Annotated in this window: 22 protein-coding genes; 9 read left to right on the forward strand and 13 right to left on the reverse strand. The window is 55.1% G+C overall.

Annotation, left to right across the window (positions count from 1 at the left end; all coding sequences use genetic code 11):
• From IE087_RS23085 to IE087_RS23095, 3 genes are all read left to right on the forward strand, one after another.
• Positions 1-242: H-NS histone family protein (locus tag IE087_RS23085; protein ID WP_189371944.1), on the forward strand; the 242-nt coding region annotated here is incomplete at its 5' end.
• Positions 243-495: 253 nt separating this feature from the next.
• A complete protein-coding gene (locus IE087_RS23090) occupies positions 496-1,323 on the forward strand; it encodes a hypothetical protein (RefSeq protein ID WP_189371945.1) in 828 nt (275 codons plus the stop codon).
• Between the two features lie 239 nt (positions 1,324-1,562).
• Positions 1,563-2,102 carry a hypothetical protein gene (locus tag IE087_RS23095; protein ID WP_189371946.1) on the forward strand — a complete coding sequence of 180 codons (540 nt, stop codon included), beginning with the start codon at positions 1,563-1,565 and terminating at the stop codon, positions 2,100-2,102.
• A 579-nt stretch (positions 2,103-2,681) separates the two neighbouring features.
• On the opposite strand, the gene IE087_RS23100 is transcribed toward IE087_RS23095, so the two are convergent.
• Positions 2,682-4,976 (reverse strand): relaxase/mobilization nuclease domain-containing protein, encoded by a 2,295-nt coding sequence (locus IE087_RS23100; protein WP_189371947.1) that lies wholly within the window; start codon positions 4,974-4,976, stop codon positions 2,682-2,684.
• Entirely contained in the window at positions 4,969-5,526 is a 558-nt protein-coding gene (locus tag IE087_RS23105; RefSeq protein WP_189371986.1) for a helix-turn-helix domain-containing protein, read from the reverse strand. The genes IE087_RS23100 and IE087_RS23105 overlap by 8 nt, the downstream gene beginning before the upstream one ends.
• Positions 5,527-6,204: 678 nt before the next feature.
• Here IE087_RS23105 and IE087_RS23110 point away from each other — a divergent pair.
• The 4 genes from IE087_RS23110 (at position 6,205) to IE087_RS23125 (ending at position 8,402) form a co-directional block, all read left to right on the forward strand.
• Entirely contained in the window at positions 6,205-6,912 is a 708-nt protein-coding gene (locus IE087_RS23110; protein ID WP_189371948.1) for a ParA family protein, read from the forward strand.
• Entirely contained in the window at positions 6,905-7,261 is a 357-nt protein-coding gene (locus IE087_RS23115) for a hypothetical protein (protein WP_189371949.1), read from the forward strand. The genes IE087_RS23110 and IE087_RS23115 overlap by 8 nt, the downstream gene beginning before the upstream one ends.
• Positions 7,262-7,682: 421 nt before the next feature.
• On the forward strand, positions 7,683-7,919 hold the full coding sequence (locus IE087_RS23120; RefSeq protein ID WP_189371950.1) for a hypothetical protein: 237 nt from the start codon (positions 7,683-7,685) through the stop codon (positions 7,917-7,919).
• Positions 7,920-8,120: 201 nt separating this feature from the next.
• A complete protein-coding gene (locus IE087_RS23125) occupies positions 8,121-8,402 on the forward strand; it encodes a hypothetical protein (protein ID WP_189371951.1) in 282 nt (93 codons plus the stop codon).
• A gap of 57 nt (positions 8,403-8,459) precedes the next feature.
• On the opposite strand, the gene IE087_RS23130 is transcribed toward IE087_RS23125, so the two are convergent.
• From IE087_RS23130 to IE087_RS23140, 3 genes are all read right to left on the reverse strand, one after another.
• Entirely contained in the window at positions 8,460-8,618 is a 159-nt protein-coding gene (locus IE087_RS23130; protein WP_189371952.1) for a hypothetical protein, read from the reverse strand.
• Positions 8,619-8,851: 233 nt separating this feature from the next.
• Positions 8,852-9,199 (reverse strand): TSCPD domain-containing protein, encoded by a 348-nt coding sequence (locus tag IE087_RS23135; protein WP_189371953.1) that lies wholly within the window; start codon positions 9,197-9,199, stop codon positions 8,852-8,854.
• A gap of 147 nt (positions 9,200-9,346) precedes the next feature.
• Complete coding sequence (locus IE087_RS23140) at positions 9,347-9,667, reverse strand: DUF736 domain-containing protein (RefSeq protein ID WP_189371954.1); 321 nt, start codon at positions 9,665-9,667, stop codon at positions 9,347-9,349.
• Between the two features lie 681 nt (positions 9,668-10,348).
• Here IE087_RS23140 and IE087_RS23145 point away from each other — a divergent pair.
• Positions 10,349-10,681, forward strand: a complete 333-nt coding sequence (locus tag IE087_RS23145; protein ID WP_229801552.1) for a thermonuclease family protein — start codon at positions 10,349-10,351, stop codon at positions 10,679-10,681.
• On the opposite strand, the gene IE087_RS23150 is transcribed toward IE087_RS23145, so the two are convergent.
• The 6 genes from IE087_RS23150 to IE087_RS23175 form a co-directional block, all read right to left on the reverse strand.
• Complete coding sequence (locus tag IE087_RS23150) at positions 10,678-10,926, reverse strand: hypothetical protein (RefSeq protein WP_189371956.1); 249 nt, start codon at positions 10,924-10,926, stop codon at positions 10,678-10,680. The genes IE087_RS23145 and IE087_RS23150 overlap by 4 nt on opposite strands.
• Positions 10,927-11,186: 260 nt before the next feature.
• On the reverse strand, positions 11,187-11,471 hold the full coding sequence (nadS, locus tag IE087_RS23155) for a NadS family protein (RefSeq protein ID WP_229801553.1): 285 nt from the start codon (positions 11,469-11,471) through the stop codon (positions 11,187-11,189).
• Positions 11,468-11,836 (reverse strand): type II toxin-antitoxin system RelE/ParE family toxin, encoded by a 369-nt coding sequence (locus IE087_RS23160; protein WP_229801554.1) that lies wholly within the window; start codon positions 11,834-11,836, stop codon positions 11,468-11,470. Before IE087_RS23160 ends, nadS begins: the two co-directional genes overlap by 4 nt.
• Positions 11,837-11,932: 96 nt before the next feature.
• Positions 11,933-12,787 (reverse strand): DUF3560 domain-containing protein, encoded by an 855-nt coding sequence (locus IE087_RS23165; protein ID WP_189371957.1) that lies wholly within the window; start codon positions 12,785-12,787, stop codon positions 11,933-11,935.
• Entirely contained in the window at positions 12,787-13,071 is a 285-nt protein-coding gene (locus IE087_RS23170) for a hypothetical protein (protein ID WP_189371958.1), read from the reverse strand. Before IE087_RS23170 ends, IE087_RS23165 begins: the two co-directional genes overlap by 1 nt.
• The gene (locus IE087_RS23175; protein WP_189371959.1) at positions 13,068-13,397 is read right to left on the reverse strand and encodes a DUF1419 domain-containing protein; all 330 of its coding nucleotides are present in this window, start codon (positions 13,395-13,397) and stop codon (positions 13,068-13,070) included. The genes IE087_RS23170 and IE087_RS23175 overlap by 4 nt, the downstream gene beginning before the upstream one ends.
• A gap of 120 nt (positions 13,398-13,517) precedes the next feature.
• Between IE087_RS23175 and IE087_RS23180 the strand changes: the two genes are divergently transcribed.
• Entirely contained in the window at positions 13,518-13,661 is a 144-nt protein-coding gene (locus IE087_RS23180) for a hypothetical protein (protein WP_189371960.1), read from the forward strand.
• A gap of 241 nt (positions 13,662-13,902) precedes the next feature.
• Here IE087_RS23180 and IE087_RS23185 read toward each other — a convergent pair whose 3' ends face one another.
• Both IE087_RS23185 and IE087_RS23190 read right to left on the reverse strand, forming a co-directional pair.
• Positions 13,903-14,841 (reverse strand): alpha/beta hydrolase, encoded by a 939-nt coding sequence (locus tag IE087_RS23185; RefSeq protein ID WP_189371961.1) that lies wholly within the window; start codon positions 14,839-14,841, stop codon positions 13,903-13,905.
• Positions 14,842-14,847: 6 nt separating this feature from the next.
• Complete coding sequence (locus IE087_RS23190) at positions 14,848-16,476, reverse strand: hypothetical protein (protein ID WP_189371962.1); 1,629 nt, start codon at positions 16,474-16,476, stop codon at positions 14,848-14,850.
• Between the last annotated feature and the right edge of the window lie 258 nt (positions 16,477-16,734).

Raw genomic sequence — 16,734 nt, forward strand, 5'->3', positions numbered from 1 at the left:
AAAAAAAACTGGACAGGAAAGACGCACTGGCCGCGGCGCAGAAAGCGGCTGGTGAGTTTGGTTTTGCCCTAGATGAATTGGTCGGGAAGGGTGGAAAAGGAAAAACGAAGGCGAGCGCAGCGCCAAAGTATTGCAGCCCTGATGATCCCTCCAAGACTTGGACGGGGAAAGGCCGGCAACCGGACTGGTTCAAAGCTGCGGTTGCGTCGGGCATCTCTGAGGATAACCTTCTGGTCAATTAAGCCGACTGTTTGGCGGCAGTCAGTAAGTCATTTTGCTTGAGTCCATCGCGGTACGGGGCGAAATGATACCCTGAGGGCTTTCGACTAAGCAGACCTTGATCCTTCGCGCGGCGGATTCAACGATTGAGCCCAGACTCGCCGATGCTGCGGAGCGTGCGAATGACTGCGTATATCCCTTGACCTTGAGCAGAAAATAGGATGCCTTTGGTGGCTGAACCGAGAAACTGTATTGGTCAAAGGCCGGGTTCGAAAATTGAACGATACATATACAATCAATGCTGTCTTAATGGTTCTAGCAACCATCTCTGCTTTTCTTGGTGTTCAATTTTGGAAGAAGGAAAATAAACGTATTGCAATCCTTCCATTACTCCTTTCAATGGCAATGGTGGTTTCCGTGCCGGTGTATGAATCGTACACGGGGAACTCTGTCGCAGAGCTATGGAAGCGCTCGATTGGTGATCCCATAGTACGTTTTATTGGACGAGAGCCATCAATTAGCACAGGTGATCCTTCGACGCTTCGATTATCTGATCGTCGCGAGCGGCCGAACTCTGATTGGCGTGTGGCGCTAAATCCGCCCAGTCAGGACCGGCATGTTGGTAATTCGATCTTTCGCCTGAACGCAGATGGAAGTTACGGTTTTGTTTGCGGCCCCCATGCCGGGAGTTTTCTGTTTATTCTTGCGAGACAAGCAAGGTCATTCGACAGCTTTATAACCGGTGTAGGCTTGGACGAAGGAGCGCAATATGAAGCTACTTTTAGGTTTCAAGATGGAACAACAATTGGCATGGACTTGACCTATCATAGCACCACTACCGATACAGTGGCATTCCAAACTAGCACGGTTGTCGTCGGTATGATGACAGATCGAAATAGTTTCGCGTTTGATGCACTTGTTGATTTAGCTTTGCTTCAGGAAAGAGATTTTAAGTTAAATCTGCAGCGCAATGGATCATTTTGGGAGAGCGCAACCGTGGATATGAACGGAGGAAGGGAGGCTTGGGTTTTGGCCAACACTGACAAGACCTTAGGCGTTCCGCCATCGGATCATCGCTCTGAGCAGTGCAAACGTTTTCACTAGTTCGGGCTTTCATGGCAAAAAACCGAGGTTCTTCCATCTGGGTCGGTTGATAGCAGCCATTCGTTCACAGTAAGCGAAGGAGCAAATCGTCCCGCATCCGCGTCGTCCGTTGGGCACACGGCGAAGGCACGCTATCAAATGGGTAGACTTTGCAAGAACTCCGCGTGATAAATAATCAAACAAGGTCAGCATTACTGTCTTATTTAACATAACCTAGATTATACGTGAGTGAGTAGAGCATGAAATTCCTGCCCTCTAAGTTGCAAAACCGAGTTGGTAGAGCGATTTCTTTCTTTCAATCTGTCAACGTGCAAGCGTTCCTGCGTGATGAGGTAGTGGCAATCGCCGCGTTAGTAGTTTCGATTATAGCCTTAGTGATAGCCTGGCCGACGCCAGAAAGGAGCGAACTGGTTGTGCGATTTGATAAACTGATAGCGGCGGGTGTAGACGTTCGGGCCGGAGAACACAGGCACACAGTACAGGTCGTTTTTACGAATGAAGGTAGCTTGCACCTGGTAGCCGGGCGGGAGTTGACGTGCTGGTTGGACGTAGAGGATGGCCCGAGCAACCAACATAAGATAAGGATCGGTGGCGTGCGCTTCATAGCCCCTGAAACATCCAGAGCCGTCAAATTTTCTCTTCCTAAGGATGCTAATCCTGCACGTGGTGCAGTAACGTTTTGCAAAATCGATTACTCAGATTCAGAGGGCGACCGGCACGCTGTTTTCGGGCTTGATCGAGATCAGGTTTATCACAACCTTCACAGGCCAATTGAATAAAGTGTGTATGTTGTAGGAAATGGAACAAATATCCCACGTTCTGGTAATTGATTGAGCCGTTTGCCATGCGCGCCTGGGACTATCCGAAAGATCGTGTCGTCATCGTCTGCACGCAGTGCAGGAGGCGGGGCGAATACTCAAAAGAGCGGTTTTTGGAACTGGTTGGACGAGATACCGCGTTGCCTGACGCGTTGCGGATCATCGCAGAATCATGTCCGAAGTCTGGAAAGGACGGCAACATTCTGCATGACCGATGCAAGGCGCATTACCAAGGGCTTTAAAGCAATCTCATGCGTGGTGCCGCTCTTCAATCGACGTGTTCTTTCGTTCGTGTCTTGAACGAAATTTGTAACCATCCAGCCGCTATGATGCAGCTTGCCCCAGCAATAGAACAGATGGCAGCAAGTGGTATGAAAAGGCCCTGCAAGGCCATGGACGCAAATATCAAAACAGCGCCTACCACCAGAATGGCATTCGTTTTTGAAGCCAGCTCGGCCCTGTTACGGACCAATTTAGCCAAGATGAAAGATGCAATAGGACGACGAACGAAAGTCGATAGAAACTGGAAATCTACGAATCTCATCCGTCGTCCCCTAGCCCCCTGCCCCGCTCTTGGCCGCGTGTGAACTGCGCAGCGATGGCCCGCTCGTTCTCGGCAAAACGCTGCTCCGCCTCATGCGAGAGCGTTACGCCTTCACGACGCAACTCAACCTCATAAGCTGAGGTGATCTGGCGGGCGAATGTCTCGTCGTCGGTCAGATTGCGCAGACCCTCGATGTTGCCCTCGCGCAGCAAGGCTTGCTCGGCGGGCGTGATGTTTTCGCGGACCAGACGCACCAGCTCGGCGCGTTCTTCATCAGACCGGGTGACAACGCGCTCTGTGCTGCTGCGCTCAGCATACTTAGCCAAAGCATCCCGCGCCGTACGCTCAGCAATCAAGTCACGTTCCAGCACTGTTGCGCGTTCTTCGGGCCGCAAGTATCCTTGTGGGCCGCGAATAATATCCGTCGCGTCGTCCCAGGCTTTGGACGCAATGACCGCATGAACCGGGGAACGATCCGCAAAACTGGTGAAGGATGCCGCTGCTCGTTCCGTCTGCAACCGGCCGCTTTCGCGGGCGCTCGCGTCGTCAGAATATCCGTAGTTGAAATCCGTCCCACGGAATTGCTCCTGTAACGCAGCGAAGTCTTGCCAATCGGTGTTGGAAAACTCCTCGGGCAATGGCTGACCTATCGTCGCCTCAAATTCCTTATTGATGTCGGACACTGTGTCGACAATGGCAGCACGGTTTTGGTCAATCCAGACATCGGGTGCACCGTTCTCACGGTAGAAAGCAACGACATCTTCAACGGTCGCAGGCTGGTTCTCCCTAATCGTTGCCAGGTCAAAATCTTCATCAAGATGCGGCAGATATCGAATGACCTGCGCATCCACCAGAACACTGCGCATTTCACCATATGCTTCTGTCAGCCTATCAAGACCGCGTTGACGATCCGCCGGGTTGTCCAAGTTGAGCCCGTCATATGCGGCTACCTTTTCTAAGTCGTCTCGGATCCATTGCTGTTCGAGATTGCGGCTCGCTGCACCTGTCTCAATCCGAGCGGCAACCGCATCGCCGGAAAGTCCAAAGTCGCGTTCAAAAAGATACATGGCGTTTTGCAGGCGGCCTTCTTGCAACCGCTCTGGATGCTCACCCGGCCCGTGCATGTAGATCGAGTTGCTGTCCGGCGCGGTGTGCAGATCCTTCGCAAACGGCGCTGTGCTGCTCAACTGCGTAAAGTCCCGCATGATGTCGTCCAACTCACGCTCGGCCTCTGCACGCGCTGCCGCATCTCGGCTGTCCAACGTGGACATCGCGCTACTCAACGCATCTTGAAACAGCGACTTTGTTGCTTCGAACTTTTCGATCTCTTCAGCGTTTAGTGCGGGCATATCCGTGTTCACTCCATCATTGTCCAAAACTTGCGATATCCGGTCATACGCATCCGCGAGCCGGTCGATGTCAGCATTGACGGCAATCACCGCCAAAGCCTCGTAACCTATGCGAGCATATTCTACTAAATCCTGTTGATATTCTAGGTCTACGCCGGTGCGCGGGCGCTGTTGAGGGGCCCTATTTTCAAGCTGCGCGGCCAGTTGCTCACTATACTCAGGCTGCCGGTCTGTGATCCCACGCTCAAAGCGGAAAGACGGGTCCAGATCGAGGTCATATTTGCGCCCATGCTCGGCCATGGCCTCGCGGAACCGCTCATAGCTAAGGTCTGTGCCAGACCGCAGATTGAACAAGGTTTTGTCCTCTGTGCGCCGATTCACGATGACATGGACATGCGGGTGGTGTTCTCGATCATCATGGATAGCCGCAACATAATCAAACGCCCTGCCCGGCTGGCCTAACAGCTCGTCCAGGACGTCCCGCGTTGTACTGTAGATCTGATCAATGCTGGCCGTCGCCGGATAGCTCAGGATCATATGCGAGGTGTTGCCGTTGCGGGTATTGTCCCACCACGACTGCGACCACCCCCGTATCACTTGGTTCATCACGGCTGGATCAACGGTCTGCCCGTCATTCCCAAGCCGCCCTGATGAATCCCAAAGACCAGCCAGCTTCTTGTCGTTGAAAATGTAATTCATCTGGCCGCGCAACCCGGCCCGCGTCTTGGTGCCTCCGCTCCGGATCAGCTTAAAAACGGCTGCGCCGTCCTTTGCGCCTACCCGGCTCATCCGCGCCACAGACGGACGCCGCGCCCCCCGTGCGATCTGGCGGGCAGACCGCACCGCCATGTCCACCTGTCGCGCCGTGCCAGCACTCTTGCGCTTCTTTCGTTCGAACAGAACACCAACAACCTGATCGACAGCGCTCGTAGAACTAACCATCCACGCCCCCTGCCCCAGATTGTTCCGGCTGCATCAAGGACACCAAACGCGCATTGCGAACCTGCGCGTTCTCCATCATCTGACGCACCCCAGCGAGTGCCTTCACCGCTTCAATCCGCGCCTCGTTCATGGCGTCGATCTGAGATTGATGCGGTTGAGGCTCCCCAATCTTGCGTCGAGACGCGGAAAGCTCCCGCGCGATCTGATTAAAATTACCGCTTAGCGCCACAAGATGGGTCTCGATCCGCGCCAAAAACGCCTCTTCCTCCGGCGTCGGAACCGGCATATCTGCCGCAATCCGCGCCAACCGACGCAGAAAAGCGCTCCGGTTTTTGACACCGCTGCGGTCAACGGCGCGATCCAACCCGGCCAATTCTGCGTCCGTCAGGCGTAAATTGACCACCGCGTGCGCAGCCCGACCGCCTTTTCTGGGCGCGTCTCGGCCCAGCTCGCGGTAGATCGTAGACCGTGAAACCCCGAGTGATTTTGCAATCTGGGCGACGGTTTCACCGTCTTCCACCCGGTTGCGAATATCAGTCTGTCGGTTCAAGAAAACGGCTCCTGACACATTTGTATTACAAAGCACATATCCTGCAATACCAACACTAGCAGAATTTACTTCCACTGAGAAGTGGTCGTGCAGTAAATTCGGTACGCGTACCGTGTTGGACAATTTCATGGCCGAAGCACCCGAGGTGCGAAGGCATTGGAACCCAGACTGTGCCAAAGGCACTCCTTGCCGTGAGAACGCTTGCGGTCGCAGCGGCGATTTAAGGGGGGCTACAAGCCGGTAACGCGGATTTGGCAACCCTACCCTGTCCAATGCAGTTCATCGCGCTCTGAGCCGCGTTTTGCCGACCAGCGCCACCATTTGGCCCATGACCATGCTGCCATGCTGACTTGTCAGTCAGTGCGCCGCATCGGTCAATGCGCCGCGTTGGTCAATGCGCCGTACCCGTCTGACCGGCGTATAGGTCGCTGTGCCGCATTGGTCAAAGCGGCATATGTGTCAGTATGGCGAATGAGCCATTGCGCCCCTTAAGGCAGTATGCCAATGCGCCATTGCGCCGTTACAGTCATTGTGCCACATACGGCACAGCGGCCAATACGTCAGTGCGCCGCATTGACCGTGAGGGTAAAGTGCCATTACGGTCAACGTGCCACATAAGGCAGAGTGCCCATACTGTCAGGCAGGTACATTTGGCAGGAAGTATCGAGGATATCGACAATGACGACTTTAATAACATTCGCCAGCCTGAAAGGCGGCGTTGGCAAAACAACCCATGCTGTCGCCCTTGCCGCAGGTCTTTTGGACATGGGCAAGACAGTCAGGTTTCTGGAAACGGATGAACAAGGCAGCGCGGGAGCATGGGCCGACGACGTGGCACAGGCGCACGAAAATCTCGATTCAGTCTACATTTCCCTCAAAGCCAATGACTTTGCCGAAGCACAAGACGCCATAGCGGAAAATGCAGAGGGACCAGATTTCACAATTGTTGACACAGCAGGGAACGCCAACGCAGCAACGCTAGCATCCATGTATCTGGCCGATTTGGTTCTTGTCCCATTTGCCTTGCGGGAATGGGACCTCGATGGACTGGACCGACTACATGCAACGTACAAACAAATGTTCGAACGCTTCGAAGAGGACAACCCCGAAACGATGGTCGCTTTGTACCGACGCGGGGTCAGCTTCATAAGCAAACACGACCAAGAAAAACTGCAGGGTCTAAGCCAAGAATATGTCGTACGTGCAGGGTTATTGGACACGCCCAGCATACCAAAGTGGATTTCGAACAACCGCACGCCGGCACAATTGAGAGAAGGTTTGGCACCAGTCGTCGGCTCAGATCCACTCAACGACAAGACCCTCCAAAAAGCTGACGGTCACATAAAAGCCTTCACATCCACTATTCTGGAGATGTTCAATGCGTAAAAGAAAAGAACTCGGCCCAGGAGCAGAGCGTCAGATGACCACTGCCTTTGAGGCATTGGACAACACCGAAAAACGGGTAGTTGAACCGGCTGAGCCTGTAACACAGACAACACCCACACCCACCAAGGCATCAAAAGCCGCGCCCAAAGCAAAAAATGGCCCTGCAAAAGTCCCGATGCGTTTAACTCTGAAAATCAACGCGGCTAACATTGCGCTCTTGGAACAAAAAGTCCGTGACGCCAACGATTTACTTGGGATCGAGACAACGCCCGTTGATGTTCTCAGAAACCTGATTGAAAGCAATCAAGACGTCATTTTTGATCAGTTGAAACCCAAAAAGGACACCTGATCGTCCAACTCGCACATATTCAATACTCAATGGCAAAACCGCGATACACGCGGTTTCATTTAAGACATAGACAACAGCCCTTCCGCTGCGCTCTAGGGCTGGTGACGATTATTCTGTTTATTGGTCCGCCCAACAGACCCGTCTTGGTCGGTCAACTCTTGCCCATCCACAAATAAGTCCCCTGATTTCCCCGGCCCCTTGGGCCTCCTCGCGCGACAAATCAGGGGACTTATTTGCGGCAAACATTTTCTTCGCAAATGTGGGCGGTTGACAGCCCAAGCCGCGCCCGTGGGTCGGGCTTTGCCCACCCACTCTGTCCTCCGGAAAACTGTGTTTTCCAGAGAAAAGAGGGGAAGGCACAGCCCATTGGCGGAAAGGGGGCAGGGGTCCCCAACCGTCGTACCAAAAGCGGAGATTTCAAATGAAAGATGGCCTGTTTGTCCTAAAGGCTGAGTACCCGGACGGGGTGATCGTGTTGTTCTCGGCCGATAGGAAGGCGCTTCAAGATTTCGGGCTGGACCACCACCGCGCGGCTAACCCAAAACCGCGACTGAGCTTGATAACACCCAAAGGGCGGCGCGTTGCTGAAATGGATGAATGGTCGGTTGAGTGGACTGATCGACCTGTGCCCGCATCGAGCGAGGCCGAAAATGGGTGAGGACAAAACCATAGGTATGCCAATTGCGATGCTGGTCTTGGGCCACAATGCAAGCGAGCGCGAAGTGGGTTATGTCGTCCGCTGGAATACTGGCCAAAACGAGTGCGTATGGTGCGAAAAGCTGAATCGCGCGGAAAAGCGGGCGGCGCGACAAGCGAGGCTGCCGGAAGGTCTGCCGTTCAGTAGGGCAGGGGGGTAACGATGCTCTGCACTGTGTCTCAAGTGCGGATACGTAGCACGATGCTGCGCAACCGTGCTGGCGCATTCGTGCGTGGGTGGTTTTATACCCCACGGGATGCGGCTCTGCGCGTGCCAGATACAACGCGAGAACATGCGCGGCCCGTTGTGATCTGCGAAGATTGCAAGGGGAATGCGGTGGTCGTGCTGGCCGTTCGACCAGACAGCATAGAGTTCCGATTTGGAGACGGAACGGTTGTTGAAAAGTCCTATGAAGCTATCAAGGATGAGGCCATTGGGTTTTGATGAGAACGCGCATGGCGTCGTGAAACGCCGCGCACGGCTCTGGCGCCAATGCTGATATCACTGTCGTGATTTCAGTGTCAGGCTGATTTTTAGAAACAGGAAGTTCAGTTCAATCGTCAGGCTCAGGTCGAGCTTTCGAAGTTTGGCCCGTGTCTGGCGCAAGCGGCGTGACGCGAGGCGTTTGAGTGCGATGGATCGTTTGCGAATGTAAGTCATAAAATGGTCCTTTCGTTGTTAATGAAACCCCTGTCGCAGAACGGAAAAGGGGGGCCGTCAATGCCCGCGCAGCGGCCCGAAGGGCTTGGCGTTGACGGTCGCCCGCGTTCTGCAAAATGGGGTGTAGTGAAGACGAAAGGAGCAGTTTGTGACGTTGCTGAGCTGGTCAGCAGTTAAATGCCCTCACGCTGCGACGCCGCGTCCAGGCGCGTGCTGCGTAAAGGTCGATGATGTCAGTGTTGTGCCCTGATTAGCTCATTAGCGATGAGGCCGGTGACACTGGCATAGGCCATTGTGCCGTCTGGCTGTTCCGCACGAGCAAGTGATTTAGCAATGTCTTCTGGCCGGTGCCCATGTTGCAGCAAAAGCGAGATGAGAACGCAGGCATCTTGAATCTGAAACTCAAGCGCTGATCCCGACCTAAAGCCAGCCGAATAGAAAACCTCGCGCGGCCTTCCATCCTCTTTCGGATCGTAACCGACAGATAGGTGGATCGTGTGTCCGTCTGGCGTCTCGATGGTCAGCGTCTCCGACGGGCGGCGACCGGGCAGATTGTGGCGTGGTTCGGGTGCGTCTTTCATAGCTGTATTCTCGCAGATTTGGCGTGTTTGTCGCCCCAAAAAGCCGCCGCCGAGGGAATGACGACGGCAGTTTCCGTGAGTGGCGCGGGTCTTGGTGCCCGCTGTTTGTGCGGGGCAGGGGCGGCGTGGGCCGCCCCTTGGCTGGCGTTAGCCAGCCAGCGGGACCAGGCGGTATTCGCCTTCGGGGTCTTCGTCGGTGCGAAGGGCGTTTACGCGTACCTGTTGGCCGTTCACCATGACCGCGAGAGAGATGTACTTGTTGCCTGCTTGGCTGGTCTGCTCCCATGCTGACCCGATGCGGATGATCCGGTTGCGCGGGGTGCGGGTGGTGATTTCGTAGTCCGGGTGTGTGTCTTTGGCTTTGTGCGGGTTCTTGCTGAGCGTGATATCCACGTCGAAGGTCAGCGATGCGATCCAACCGGTGATTGCGTTGTCGTCAGTGCGGGTGATTTGTCCGTCGATTGCCATTGGTCATCTCCTTTGTTTCGATGGGGATAAGCAAGAAGGGGGCGAATGAAGGATGCAGGCGGAAAATTGGGGGGACCGCGCGCAGCGTGGGGGTGCCGATTTTCTGCTTGCTGAGGCTCAAAGGATCTCGTGATCGAAGCCGCAGGCGTAGATCTTCGATGATGAGCTGAAGGAACATTCTTCAGGCGTTCCCTTCATCCCCATCAAAAGAGAAACAAAGGGGGTGGCCAGTGGTGATCGACAAAATCACTCTGATGACAACGCAATCATTGGCGGTCGACTGAGCGAGTTCCATTCGTGGATTTTGGCATCACGCGCCCGCACAAGGCCAAGGACACGCGCATGGACGGACCGCCAACTGCTCTCTTGGCCTCGGATCGCGTTTCGCATCGGGTGTTCTGGGGGCAGGCCACCGCACGGCCACACTGCTTGGACTGGCAATGATAAACGGCCATACTGGACGCACAGAAGCTCCTGCCAGTGAAGGCCCATTAGGAGGTCCGTGATCCTGCGATGTTAAGACGGCCAAGGAAGAGACCCAGCCGGTTCCGGCCACGGAAAAGGCGGCGGCAGATACCACGGCGCGCACTTCTTCCGGCAACTCTGCTCGTCCTTTTCGGGCTGTGGCTTTTTGATCCGAACACGCTCACACAAGCGACTGCGCGTGGGCAAATCTCCACGGTGGAAACCGTCATCCCGAACCGCCTCACGGTCGTGGACGGTGATACTGTGCGTTTGGCCGGTGAAACCATTCGGCTGATCGGCTTCGACACCCCAGAAACTTATCGCGCACAATGCGACTCTGAGTTGGCGCGGGGCGATGCAGCAACGAAAAGACTGCGTGAGTTGCTGGCCCGGGCGTCGTCGGTCCAGCTGGCCTATCAGCCGCGCCGCGACCGATACGGACGCGAGCTGGCGCGGCTCATGATTGATGACCGCGACGTGGCGGATATCATGGTGGGGGAGGGGTTGGCCCGTCGCTATAGCGGCGGAAAGCGCCGCCCGTGGTGCTAACTGTCTGCGCTCTCGCGCTCGATGATGCCACGCTCAACTTCCACCAACAAGCGTTCACCGTGATAGAGACAAAGCCAAGCGCGATTCGCCGCGTACACGCAACCGATAATCAGAGCGGTGGAAACGATCAGGGGCGGAGTGAGCGTCGCGACGATCACGACACCCAGGATCGCCACCAATGCGAATAGCCCGCCTAAGCGCCTACTGCGTCGGCGGGCTTTCGCAACTTCTGCAAGGCCAATCATGTTAGCCTATCCTTCTCGGATTGAAGGGTAAGGACGCGCCAGCCCGTAGCTGGCACCGTCCTGTTCGAAAAATCCATGAAAGCCGAGAAACCATGCGCGGTGCGCTTCGGTTTTCGCGAAGGCTCGCCGCGCCCAACGGGGCGCGGCGTGACCGCAATACCCCCACAAATAGACTTGATGCGAAAGGAAGTCGCGCATGTTCTAATCCTTGAAATCGTCCTGATATAAAGTATCAGGACTGCGGCCATAAGGGCGTGCCCTCACGCTCTTATGGCCGCCGCCACCACGTCCGGCTTTAGCTGGATGACTTTCAAAAAGAGCATGGCCGCACGATCCGGGCTACGGCGCTTTTGCTCCCAATCCCGAATAGCGCTTTCCGCCAAGCCGTAGCGCTCTGCAAATGCAGATTGCGACAGACCTTGGGATTTGCGGATGGCCGCAACATCGACCGCCTCCGGCACAAATACTGCGGCGGGTTCTGCTTTGCCTTCTGCGATGTCCAGCGCCTCTTGTGCGCTTGCGATTAGTTCTTTTCCGAAGCTCATAATTGGTCCTTTCTCTTGCGGTAGGCATCTGCCAGCTTTGGCAGGATGCGGGCCAGTTCGTTGCGCTCAGCCTGGGTCAAATTGCCTTTGTCGTTCTTCCCATAAATCGCCAGCATAAACACCGGAATGTCACCACCGCCAAAGTAGTGAATGGTCCGATACCCCCCGCTCTTGCCCTGACCTTGCCGTGCATGGCGCAGTTTCCGGGCACCGCCCGTCTGCGGCATGATCGCGCCTGCTTCCGGGTCTAAGGCGATGGTCGAAATGATGGCTTGTACCTCGTCGTCACTCAAGCCGCATCGTTTGGCTTGGGCTAGAAAAACTGAGGTGGATACGACCGTTTGCATAAGTACAATATACGGCATTGCCGTAGCCTTCACAAGTAAAAAGATACGGCAATGCCGTATAAAATGACGGTTGAGAATGGGCCAACCCGGCAAGGGCTGGCCCGCTCCAATGGATCACATGGTGCTGAGGTCTACACCCAACGCGCGCAGGGCTGACCGTCCCGCACGAAGCGCATTCCCGGTCAACTGGCGTTGCCAAGCCTCTTGCGATGGTGCCCAGCGAAACCCGTTCGACTTCATCACGGCGCGGGTGTTCTCGTCGGGCTTGCCGTCAAAGAAGAATTGCAGGCGGTTTTCCCCGGCGTTCTCAACGACACGGCACACACCCTGAAAATCGTATTCCTTGGTCTCGCGCGTGCTGGCCTTCTCAAGCTGGGCGATGCGTTTTTTTAGGCGGTTGATTTCGGCGTTATTGTTTGTGAGTTGGTAAGGGGCAAACCCGATAGGGCCAGCGTCGCCCCATTGTGGTTTGAGCAATTCCCGCGCCACTTGGGCGCTGAAATGATCCGCTACGGCTGCAAGTTCCGCTGCGTAGGTGTCAAAATCCTCGCCCGCACTCTCTGGTGTCACGCCTTTCTTGGCCCATTTGCGCACGATCTTATTCGCGGCTTTCATGTTGGCCTGTGACGTCTCAAGGTTCGCCAGCTTTTCGCGCAGTTTGTCCACGGCGTCGGGGTCGTCGCTGCTGATGCCACCAGTCCCAACGGCTGCGGCTTTCGCGCGCAACGCGCCCGCGCGTTTGCCTTCCTCAACGCTCTTGCGCATGGCGTTGTCTGCGCGTTTCAAGACGGCACGGTGCCGCCCCTCGCTGTGATGTCCGGCAAGGATAGGTTGCCCAAAGGGGATTCCTGTTGCTTCTTCGCTCAAGTCGGCGCGTTTATAGGCGTCATTTGACCGGGCGTCAGCGCGATCTGCGGCGGCTTCAAGACGTGCGCGGCGCGCTTCCTGCTTTTCTTCGTAACGGTTCATTATGCGACCTCCGGCAACGTGTTGAGTTGTGGGCTGTGTTCGGTTTTGTGTTCCATGGCTGGCAAGTCGAATGCGCCAACCTCCACCGCATCTTTGAAACCTTGGATAGCTTCGGCCCGGGTTGATGCGCCGTGATCGACACACCGCCCGCTTTTGAAGTGACTTACCCGCCAGCCTTTACCGCGCTTGTGCGCGACAAAGTGCATGTTCCGAAACTCAAAGAGGTATCCCGTTGCGGTCTCTGACCCTTTGAACAGGGCAACTTGAAATTCCACGCGGGTCATTGCTCGGCCCCCTCGTAGAGATGCGTGCGAAACGCCTGTACCATGGCCGAAAATGGTTCGGAGTGGGGGACTGTGAGGCAGAAAAACCGCGTGCCAGACTGCAAAAACGCGTTTGACAGTGTGTCCGTGCACCGCTCACACATCATAAAGGCACCGCCCGAAAAGTGCAGCGGGGGCAACACTTCCAGAAAGTAGGTGTAAAGGTCTTCGGTTGTCTCAAACCATTGATACGGCTTGAAAACGTCGGGGGTATACCCTCGGTTGATAAGGGCAAAGGTGTCGTCATGGCCGTTAACTTGGGCCTCGCCTATTCTTTCAAAATCCATTCGGTGTTTCCTTTGTGGTGTCCTTTGGGTCTGTCGCCCAATGGGTCGGGGTTGAGGGACAGCGCAGAATGCGCCTGCTCCTGAAACCTCGAATGCGATGAAAGGAAGGATTGGGAGGATTTGAGCGAAATCGACGGACTGGCGCGGGCAGGAGGCGCAGCCGACAACACGGGTCTGTCTATTTCGCTTAAATCCGGCGGCATCCCTGCCGCCAACGTCCTGCTGTGGCGTTCGGCTTGTCCGAACCCCAAGGGACTAGGATAGACCGGATCGAAGATCCGACGCCCCAAGGATCGTGACCCATCGGGCAGATCGACGTGGCCTCTGACGGACATGACACAAAGGAGTGGCGCGGGCTCGGACGAGACAGCGCCGCGACTATTGGGTCAGTTCGTGCGCGGTCGCGGTGTTCTGGGTGTAAGCCGGTTATGCCGGCTGAAGCCTAGAGCCTGGTGCCCTGCCGATTGGCAGGGCAGGGGCCACTAGCGGCAAACAGTTGGAAATGTCAGCCTGCGTCCTCGAAAAAGTCGCAGATTTTGCCGATTACGGATGATCGGGTGACAAGATCGGCTCTTAGCAAGTCATGTTTTACCGCCGGAATCATCTCATACCGTCCATCATTCCAATTCGCCATGCGGTTCTCGATGGCATCACGAGATACGAGCTGGTCGAGTTCGGCGCTAAACGCGATGCAAGGGATATCGGGTGCAGGTAGAGACGCGAGGCTTTTTGTTTCGTGTAACGCTTGCTGCAGCCATCCTATCGTTGGACCGCCTATCCAATGCTCATGTGTGAGACGATTCACGTGTTGAAGATGAGCAAACATGTCTGCATCGGCTGTGATTTCGTTTTCTTCAAACGTCCAAGCGAGTGTTTCGTTTTCGCCGTTTTTACCGGGGGCGTAGCGTTGGCCGAAGCCAAGAGCGCGGGCTGTGCCGGTAACGACAGGGGCAATCATCAGCAAGATTTTTGGCAGTTTGATGCCCCACATGGGCGATGTGAATGCGCACGCCTTGAACCGGTGTTCGCCCATAAGGTTGCGTAACGCGATGCAACCGCCCATCGAATTGCCGTGCACATAAAACGGTTGAGGCAGTTCAAGTTCGGATGCGGCGGATATGGCCGCCTGAACATCCAATTGATAGTCTGAAAACTGATCGACGTGTCCCGCACGTCGATCAGTTGCAATACGATCTGAGAGGCCAAGGCCGCGAAATTCCAGCACGCAAACCGAAAAGCCTTTGGCGTGCATTTCGCTGATGGCGTGACCTTGCTTTTCAATATAATCCGCGCGTCCCGGCAGCAAAAAGATGGTGCCTTTTTGCGTGGTCTCATCGGTCCACACGCCGATACGGAGTGCCGTGTGATCTGACGCAACTATTCGATAGCCCACACCATGCAGGGGGGCGTGCGCGAGTTCACAGTCTATAGGGAGTTGCTGCAAGGGAGGTTACTTTCTGTCTGGTGCGAGGGGGGCTATGCTCGTAGCTGGGCGTGCAAGCTGCATCACACCGACGACAACACTGGCTATGAGCAGCAGTGTGAACCCGGTAAATTCTCCAAGCATGGCATAGGTGAACATGAGGAACGCAGGCACGGTTATCACCTGTGCGTGCGTCACAACTTGATGCCGCAAAGCCCCCTCAGTGAATAGCTTGATCTGATAAATGCCGACGTAGGCAAAGGACGTGATAATCAGTAGGAAGATGGCGGAGACAAAGGATGGAAACTCGCGTCCTGCCAGGTATGTCCACGCGTTGCCGTCGACGCCCAAGGCGGACAGAAGATCTAGCTTGAGGAACTTGAACAGGCTTTCCGTGTCGGAAATGAAGTAGATCGCATCTACCTTGATTGCGATGTTGATAAGCGCGCCACAGATGATGCACCGATAAAACGCGGTAACAAGATCGCGCGCTGCAGTGACCGTCGCACTGATGGGCTGGGTATCTGTTGGGTCTGAGAGGTTGGCGTTTAGTATCGTGATGTCGCGTGCGGCGATGTAGAGCAATAACAGGCCAGAAAAGCAGACCCAATAGACAAATCCGATGAACATGCCGCCATAGAAGGACAGGGGGATGATGATGCTCGTTGGAATGATTGTGATTGGGTTTGTCGCCACACGTATCCAGTTCGGTTCGATCCCGGAGTCGGGGCCAGCAAGCAAGGGTAGGTAATACGTCCCGTACCATTGCAGCGCGAACACGACGATAACGCACACAAGGATCACCAAAAAGAAAGCAGGCGCGAAGGATGCCACACGATCCTCCCAAGTTTCCGATTTGGGACTTCGCACAAACTGGTGGCGGCTATCGATCCATGCACTCACGGCACGTGACGTAATGAGAAAATACACCGGAATGAGGATGAGTTTTTCTATTGTCCATGCTGGGGCCTGATACAGACCGACTTGTTTTTCTGTTCCGCTGTCGGTCGTGTACGAAACCTCAGCCAGACCGAGTATTATCGCTGACATACCCAGGATAGACCACAACCCCCAAATCATAATGATGACAAAGATATAGGTTCCGCCTGTCAGCATGGCATTTATGCGCAATGCCATGCGTGCAGAAAACGGATGTCTTTTCTCTGAAGCCTTGAAAGCGCTCACCTGATTGTCTGTTTTAGACCTGTCGGCAACTGCGTCTTTATTCGCAAGGCGTATCTTTTTTTGCAGGGTAATCGACTTGTTTAGCGCGACACGCCAGTTACCCGCTTCCGTTCCATCGTCACATCCAAAAATACGCGCCAGAAGGCCGACGTTCTTCGGTAGTATGCCTTTGTCATTGTCTTGGAACCAGCGCTGTACGGTGCGCAGTTCAATGCCCTCTTCGTTCCCGCGTAAGGCGCAGATCGCATCTGTCAGGGTTTCAGGGGTCCATGGTCCTGCTGGAAAACCGTCGTCATCTACAGGACTGCCAGCGCCTTGCGCCATGAGTTCCGCGAAAAGCTCCTTAAAGGGCTTATCATTTTGCTGCGGTGCAACAAAAAACTTTCCGTTCTTTACCAAATCGTTACGCGTCACTGTGTCATTCAATGTCGTCCTTTTTCGTTTTGTATCGTGTGTTCGCAGCTTTTCCAAGTTCTAGTGCAGCGTGTGACTGTTCACAAAAACCGGAGCGTGTCGCCACGCGCGTTGCTCATCCGGGTTTGTCATACGGGGGATGATAAATGACAGACGATACTGAGGTTATACAAAGACCGCGAAGTCACGGCGCTCTGCCGGTTCGCGTGACTGAAACCGCGCCGTGCGACGACACAGCCGCCTGTGAAAAGTCGATTGGAACGCCCATCGCTCTTTTGGTGTTGCGACAGTCCGGATCGGCGCGCGAAGTAGGGT

This window comes from Tateyamaria omphalii (genome assembly GCF_014651375.1).
Lineage (GTDB): Bacteria > Pseudomonadota > Alphaproteobacteria > Rhodobacterales > Rhodobacteraceae > Tateyamaria > Tateyamaria omphalii.

Excerpts from the sequence above, each read along its gene's own strand:
- IE087_RS23095 (WP_189371946.1), top strand. The coding sequence starts at position 1,563 with ATGAAATTCCTGCCCTCTAAGTTGCAAAACCGAGTTGGTAGAGCGATT.
- IE087_RS23100 (WP_189371947.1), bottom strand. The coding sequence starts at position 4,976 with ATGGTTAGTTCTACGAGCGCTGTCGATCAGGTTGTTGGTGTTCTGTTC.
- IE087_RS23110 (WP_189371948.1), top strand. The coding sequence starts at position 6,205 with ATGACGACTTTAATAACATTCGCCAGCCTGAAAGGCGGCGTTGGCAAA.
- IE087_RS23115 (WP_189371949.1), top strand. The coding sequence starts at position 6,905 with ATGCGTAAAAGAAAAGAACTCGGCCCAGGAGCAGAGCGTCAGATGACC.
- IE087_RS23120 (WP_189371950.1), top strand. The coding sequence starts at position 7,683 with ATGAAAGATGGCCTGTTTGTCCTAAAGGCTGAGTACCCGGACGGGGTG.
- IE087_RS23125 (WP_189371951.1), top strand. The coding sequence starts at position 8,121 with ATGCTCTGCACTGTGTCTCAAGTGCGGATACGTAGCACGATGCTGCGC.
- IE087_RS23130 (WP_189371952.1), bottom strand. The coding sequence starts at position 8,618 with ATGACTTACATTCGCAAACGATCCATCGCACTCAAACGCCTCGCGTCA.
- IE087_RS23135 (WP_189371953.1), bottom strand. The coding sequence starts at position 9,199 with ATGAAAGACGCACCCGAACCACGCCACAATCTGCCCGGTCGCCGCCCG.
- IE087_RS23140 (WP_189371954.1), bottom strand. The coding sequence starts at position 9,667 with ATGGCAATCGACGGACAAATCACCCGCACTGACGACAACGCAATCACC.
- IE087_RS23150 (WP_189371956.1), bottom strand. The coding sequence starts at position 10,926 with ATGATTGGCCTTGCAGAAGTTGCGAAAGCCCGCCGACGCAGTAGGCGC.
- nadS (WP_229801553.1), bottom strand. The coding sequence starts at position 11,471 with ATGAGCTTCGGAAAAGAACTAATCGCAAGCGCACAAGAGGCGCTGGAC.
- IE087_RS23160 (WP_229801554.1), bottom strand. The coding sequence starts at position 11,836 with ATGCCGTATATTGTACTTATGCAAACGGTCGTATCCACCTCAGTTTTT.
- IE087_RS23165 (WP_189371957.1), bottom strand. The coding sequence starts at position 12,787 with ATGAACCGTTACGAAGAAAAGCAGGAAGCGCGCCGCGCACGTCTTGAA.
- IE087_RS23170 (WP_189371958.1), bottom strand. The coding sequence starts at position 13,071 with ATGACCCGCGTGGAATTTCAAGTTGCCCTGTTCAAAGGGTCAGAGACC.
- IE087_RS23175 (WP_189371959.1), bottom strand. The coding sequence starts at position 13,397 with ATGGATTTTGAAAGAATAGGCGAGGCCCAAGTTAACGGCCATGACGAC.